Annotated in this window: 4 protein-coding genes; 1 reads left to right on the forward strand and 3 read right to left on the reverse strand. The window is 31.4% G+C overall.

Features of this window, described 5'->3' with window-relative positions:
* From DIU01_RS13810 to DIU01_RS13820, 3 genes are all read right to left on the reverse strand, one after another.
* Positions 1–1,263, reverse strand: a 1,263-nt coding sequence (locus tag DIU01_RS13810) for a cellulase family glycosylhydrolase (RefSeq protein ID WP_290835413.1), incomplete at its 3' end; no start/stop codon positions are given.
* A complete protein-coding gene (locus DIU01_RS13815; RefSeq protein WP_290835416.1) occupies positions 1,247–2,482 on the reverse strand; it encodes a hypothetical protein in 1,236 nt (411 codons plus the stop codon). The genes DIU01_RS13815 and DIU01_RS13810, both read right to left, overlap by 17 nt.
* A complete protein-coding gene (locus DIU01_RS13820) occupies positions 2,482–5,571 on the reverse strand; it encodes a hypothetical protein (RefSeq protein WP_290835418.1) in 3,090 nt (1,029 codons plus the stop codon). The genes DIU01_RS13815 and DIU01_RS13820 overlap by 1 nt, the downstream gene beginning before the upstream one ends.
* Positions 5,572–5,752: 181 nt before the next feature.
* Here DIU01_RS13820 and DIU01_RS13825 point away from each other — a divergent pair, with 181 nt between their 5' ends.
* Positions 5,753–6,931 carry a response regulator gene (locus tag DIU01_RS13825; RefSeq protein WP_290835420.1) on the forward strand — a complete coding sequence of 393 codons (1,179 nt, stop codon included), beginning with the start codon at positions 5,753–5,755 and terminating at the stop codon, positions 6,929–6,931.

Raw genomic sequence — 6,931 nt, forward strand, 5'->3', positions numbered from 1 at the left:
ATCTAAGATTGCATATTCAGTTTCAAAATCGTCAATAGCATTATAAAAATGATAGGAAACAAAATCTACTTTGTCTTCTAAATTGGTAGCTTCGTACGAATTCGACCAACCAATTGTAACCAAATGATTCGGGTCATTTTCTTTAATTACAATAATCATTTGTTGCAACCAATTCAATACATTGTTTTTGTCTCGATTTTCAAAATCTAAATTCGGTTCGTTTTTAATATCCCAAGCAATTATAGCTTTATGATCTTTAAAGGCAGTAACAATTTTTTCGGCATGTCTACTAGTCAATGTCCAACTTTCTAAAGTATAATCACTGTAAAAGTCAAATAAAGTCACCACAACTTTCAGGTTTTTTGCTTCTGCCAAATCCAATAAAGTTTTAAGTTTTTCTAGTTTTTCAGGTTTAATATCTGCTTTACCAAAATCTTCATATTGAATAAAAATCCGAATCGAATTCAGCTTTGATTTTTTGATAATATCAAAATCTTTTGCAATGGTATCTTTGTTGAATCGATCGCCAAAAGTATCCCAAGCCGAATTTTTAGGATAGTAATTTATTCCTTTACTTATAAAATCGGAATTGTTGTACTTTATCTTTTTTCCAACAACTTTGAATTCCGGATTGACTTTCAAAGTGTCTTTTTTAATTGGTTCAGGTTTCATTTTTTGAATGTGACGAATGCGCCAAAAACCATCTTCCAACAACATCAAAACTTTGTAGGTTGCCGTATCTTGAACTTCTGAAATTAATTTTTTGTCTTTATAAACTTTTTGAAATTCGATGACATTTTTATCAGTAAAAACCACTTGTTGTCCGTTTTCACTATAAAATTCCAATTTCGGATTGTGTTTTAAAGTAGTACTTTCAATTGTGATTTTGTTTTTCAAATTATAATCAATGCTGTTGTACAAATTCACTCGAGCATTTTGTGTGTAATAATCTTCTATGCCATTTTTTTTATTGTTTTCTAACGATTTATTTTTGATGTACCATGAAAATAAATAGTCTTTTTCAATTGTTTTTAAGGTATTTTGCTCCATTTCTCTACCTACGTTATTCAGTTTTTCCCAAATAACTTTTGGTAAATAAGTATTCACAGTTTCTTTTTCCAAATGCAACATCGAAGTTCTATCGGCGCCAGTATTTAAATATTCTAAAATGCTACTCAAAGCAAAAAGCAACAACACATTTAGTAAAATAAATGAGCTAAGCAAGACCGTACGAATCGTGTTTTTATTATTTATTAAGCTCATAGTTTAGTGTTTCTGTTTGTTTGGTAATGCCTAATGTTGTGATTTCAAAACGATAGTTTTTCTCTTTATAAAAATCTTCGGAAAGCTCAAAAATGGCTAATCCTTTGTATGTATCTTCTTGTAAAGTTGCCACTAATTTATCTTTATATAAAATCTTTACAATAACTTTTATTCCATCAGGAACCAATTGATTCATAAAACTTGTAATTGGTCCAACTTTAAGCGTTCTATTTTTATTTGAAAAGGAATAACCGAATGTTGAAATAATTGGTTTGTAATTGATGGTGATTGAATTACTTTCGGCAATTCCGGTTACAAATCCTTTCACAGAATATACTTCTTGATGATCTGGATGCAATAATTGAGCTGAAGCAATTCCGTTTATCGTTGTTCCAAAAGTTTTCAATACCAAATTGTTTTTAGTTTTGATAAGGAACGAAACCAAAGTGCCATCGCTAACCACATTTCCGTACTGGTCTTTTATGCTAGATGTTGTAAAATGCGTAATCTGATTTCCATCGGCAAACTCGTGATTTCTTTTGTAATCTATAGTAAAATTGGTTGCAATATTTGGATAGATTTCGGTTTCAATTTCTTTGGTTGCGATTTTGTCACATTCTGTTGAAACCAACATTTTTCCTGATTTATTTGGAGAATAGATGTCGTACCAAGCAATAAAGTTTTTAGTTTTTAAATTGAGATTGGTTACGTTTTGCAAAAATTGATGTTTCAAAATCACAGTAGTGTTTTCTTTTTTCGGATTGTCAAAACCATCAGTTGGAACCGTTACCATCATCGTGAATTCTTTTCCGCCAGCTAGAATGGTTCGTGGTCCAAGATAATTTTCAACGACAGTTTTAGTTGTATCATTTGGCAGAATTTCAAAAGTTCCTGAACTTCTTGTTTCATTTTCGTTGATTAAAAACCATGAAACTTCACCTGTTTTTTTGCAATAATTTTCAGGAATTTTAAAAATGTAATTTCCTTTTTTAACAGTTGCATCAAGTAATGTTTTGCCGTACGAATGAATGATGAAAAGTTGGGGTTTTTCACTGTCAGAATTCGGATGAAATTCCAGTTTAATTGAATTTCCAGCAGTGAAAGTTTTAGTATTCGAAACCAATTCAAACGACGCTTTTTTATCCGAAACCAAAGCAGTTCCGAATGCCAAAAGGAGCAAAGCACTCAATAAAAATAATATGTAAATTGCTTTTTTCATCATCTTGGATTTCCTACATAATTATTAATTTCGATTTTGATGTAATCAAATCCGTTACCTTTTACTTTTTGTAATTGTTCCTGATTTTGAGAAGTTTTCCGATTTGGAACCACTGCATTAGAAATTGATTCATTGGCCAAACCATTCACAAAACAATTTTCCAACGATGATTTTAGTGTTTTGCATTTTTTTAAATTCAGCAATTCGTAATCAAAATAATTCTTGCGTTGCACACGAACACCTTCACGCATAAAGAAATGATCCACGTAAATCAGTTCTTTCTTGTCATTATAATAAGAAACCAAAATTTCAGGAATTGTACTTTCTTGAATTCCGAAATTAAACAAAGTTCCTTTTATGTGATTGTTTTCGATAGCAAAATCAGAAAGCGCTACTTGTGTATACAAATCGGTTATGGCAACATTTCCGGCGCATTGAATGTCAAATGTTACAGGATTTTCTATAATTTCTAATGGAGAAAATTCGTTTGGATTGAATGTTTTTGGTTTTACATCAGTATTTTTTGACCAAGCAATGTCTTCAAAATTAACTTTAAAACTGGTGATTTCTTTTGGCATCAGTTTGTGTTTGATTTCGTATTTCGAATTGAACGATGCTAATTTCTTGTCGTTTTTATCATATAAAGTAGCCTTCAAAACTACGTCGGCCGGAACATTATCGACATTTTGAACTTCTCCAATTATAATGTATTGTTTATTGTATTGAATGAGTTTTGCCGATAAAATTTCTAAAACAGGTTGTTTCAAAACATCATCGTGATAAGTCATTTGTGTAGAAACAGCACGTCTTCCGTGTTTGAAATATTCGGTTCCGTTATTGGCAAGAAATTGATCTGGTGGAATATCCAAATCTATTTTATTTGGAACAATAAACCACTTGCCTTTTTCTTTTATAACTTCATGGGTGTAGTTTTTTTCTATGATTTCTATAGGTGTTACCCATTTGGTTTTGGCAATGATCTTGGCTGAATTTTTAGTTTGCTTTACAATTTGAATGTCAATAGCATCCATTTTAGCATACGAATTTAAAATACCATCTTGCACCGCTGTTTCCAACATAAATTGCGATAACGATTTGTTTCCGTTTGGATCTAAGAACGAATGCGCTTTTTCAAATTCTTTAAAATCGATTGCATCGTAATACGCTTTTATAACATTCTTCGGACTTAATTGCGATGTATTGTTGACATAAAACAGATAAACAAAATAAAAGATGATTACCAATATCATTCCAGTCCAAAGATGAAGTAGCGCAACAAGTTTTCTTGGGAATTTTTTATACTCTACAGCAAATTTGAAAAAATCGGGTTGGGTAATTGGTTTCAGTTTTAAAGCTTGATATAAAATCATTTGTACGTTCAAAACAAAAGCGATAATCACTGTAAGTAATGGAATAATTCCCCACATCAATTTTTGATACAAAGGCACATCGTCAAAAGGAAGAATTTTGGATAATGGCGGAACGTTGAGTTTTTCCCAAACCATAATTCCGTTTTCCAATTGCGTTAATCGATGCCATCCGCAAAAATATAATATGGGATCATAGAATTTATCATTAGAAAAAACATACTTCAGGTTGTACTTTTCGGGAACCGTTAAAAATTGTTGTAATGAACCAATACCTTCTAAACCTCTAAATTTTGAATTTTCCAGACGTTCAACAGCGCGCGAAGTTAGTTCAGGCAATCGTCGTGCCGAATGATAATTTCCGTCAACAGTTAATGCTTTAGTTTGATAAGACAATGTTGCCATTTGATCGCCAAAACCTAGAGGCAAATAACGCCATTGGTCGTGTTGGTCTTGGTTTAAGAAATTGATAATTGGTAACGTATTGATTTTTTGAGGTTGAAACGGACGAAAATAACCCAAAGTAATCGTAAAAATCGACATGAATAAAAACGAACCAGCAAATAATCCGGAAAGAATTTTATAATACACCGAGCCAAATCGTTCTTGCAAGTTAGTTCTTAAATCGCCTTCCACCAATCGGTACGCAAATTCGCCAAACATGGGTAAACTCATAATCGCTGCCCAAAGTGTAAATCGGTCGAGTGTTAAAATATTAAAGGCGTTGTCTCCCAAAACTTTCAACGGAATTGGAGTAGTTCCGCCAGTTCCTAAAACGCTTAATAATGTTATTGATAACCCAAAGAAAATGTAGCGTTTGCTGTAATATCTATAAAATATATAAGGTAACAAAAACATTAAAATTCCCCAAGGAATAACAAAAAACATCAATCCAGAAGAAGTTACTTCGAGGAAATTATCACGACTTCCGTGAGGAATTGGTACTTGTGTAATTGGATTTTTCTTTGAGTTAATCCAATAGGGAAGTATACAAAATACGATTAGAAATACAGCTGTAAATCCAAAGGCAATCATCCTTTTTAGTAATGAAAATGCCGTTTGAATAAACAATTTTATATTAATTTTTTGGTAGGAATCAACTTTTTCACGAGCTACATCCATTACAGTCATTCCAATTAATGGTAAGATAAAGAATATCATTCCGAATAAAGGTGTAACGTGATGTGAGCAAACAGTAACTGCAATAAGGGAAATAGAGGTGAAGTAGTATTTCTTTTTACCAGTTTTTATCCAAAGATAAATTTCAGGTAACGCATGCATTAAAATAGAAATTCCAACAATACTTGGCAACTGACCAAAAATATGAAGTGTTTCGACAAATGACGAAGAAAAAACCGCTAGTAAAGCAGCATATCCGGCTACATTTCGATTGCCTGTCATTAAAAGCGAAAATCTGAAAACACCTGTAATAAAAAGCAGAATACCAATGATAGCAACGGTAAATAATCCGAATTTTAATCCACCGATAAAAGATAGCAATCCAATACATTGATGCACTAATGGTGGATAACCCATAACGGTAAATCCGGTGTACCAACTGTAATTCCAGGGCTCAAACCAACTATTGGCGTAATGATTTCCAAAGAATAAATGAATTAAAGCATCGTAAGTGTTTTCTAAAGTAAAGAAAATAGCGCTTCCGTGGAAAACCAATCCAATTAATAACGCAGCCAATAAATATTTATTCGATTTTTCTCTCACAAACTAAAAGTGCTTTCTTGATGATGTAAATATAGTAATAAACCTTTTATAGACGAATTTTATATGTCTAAAGAAAAAAACCACTCGTCGTTACAAATATAAGCATTGGTCTAAAATTCAAATTGACGTTGCACTTCTATTGTACATTTGACATTAAGAATAAAAATAAACAACTGAAAACATGAAAATATTAATCGTAGACGACCAGGAATTAGTAGTACTGTCTTTAAAAAAATGTTTAACTGATTTAGGTTATGACGTTATGACTTCAAATTCAGTAAATGACGCTAGAGAGAAGTATGATTCCTATATACCAAATTTAGTTATCGCTGATATAAATATGCCTGAATATGCAGGAGAAAAAATCATTGATAATCATGATAGTTCTGAAAATGAAAGCTCTGGATTGGATGTTGTTAAATATATTAAAGTTATCAAAAAGCATAAAACACCAGTTCTGATATTATCAGGAAATAATAATGAAGATATTATAGAAAAAGGATTCGCATTGGGCGCGACCGATTATCTCAAGAAACCTTTAAGTTTAAATGAAATTGGTATTCGAGTAAAAAAATTAATTGGAAACAGTAATGCAACTTACGTTAACCACAAAGAAAAATTTATTAAAAATAAAGTGGTCGGAGTTGTTATTCCTTTCTTTAATGAAGAAGAACGATTGATGAGTGAAGAATTTCAAAAAATTGTAAATTCCAATTTAAGTTATCATTTGTGTTTTGTGAACGATGGAGGTAAAAGCAATAATTTAGATCTTTTATACAATCTAAAAAAGAAGAATGAAGGAAGAATTAGTGTTTACAATTGTGAAGGAAATGTTGGAAAAGCAGAAGCTGTTCGTTTGGGAATGTTGCATTTGGCAAAACAACAACAGTTTGATTATTTAGGTTTTTTAGATGCTGATTTATCAATCAATTTTGAAGACTTCGATACTTTAGTCGATACTATTAAAAATTCAAATTTTAAAATTGTAAGCGGTTCAAGAATGACAAGAATGGGTGCTGCTATTGAAAAAAAATCAGAGAGAGCAATAGGTGGTAAAACAATAAATTTTATTATTAGAAAAACATTAGGAATGGATTTTAAAGACACACAATGCGGTGCAAAAATCATGACTAAAGACGTTGTTGAAGATACATTTCAAACCAAATTTTTAACTAATTGGTTGTTTGATGTTGAAATTTTTATGAGAATGAGACAGAAATATGGTTTAGAAAAAGCCAAAACTTTATTGTGTGAGAAACCATTAAATAGATGGGTTCATACGAATGGTTCAAAATTATCGGGTAAAGATTCCTTTAAAATGTTAGGACAACTAGGGCAAATAGCTTTACATTATAAATAG

Origin of the sequence: Flavobacterium sp., from assembly GCF_003525665.1 — a bacterium.
Taxonomy (GTDB): domain Bacteria; phylum Bacteroidota; class Bacteroidia; order Flavobacteriales; family Flavobacteriaceae; genus Flavobacterium.

Bases quoted from the DNA above. Each gene is read 5' to 3' on its own strand.
- DIU01_RS13815 (WP_290835416.1), bottom strand. From the start codon at position 2,482: ATGAAAAAAGCAATTTACATATTATTTTTATTGAGTGCTTTGCTCCTT.
- DIU01_RS13825 (WP_290835420.1), top strand. From the start codon at position 5,753: ATGAAAATATTAATCGTAGACGACCAGGAATTAGTAGTACTGTCTTTA.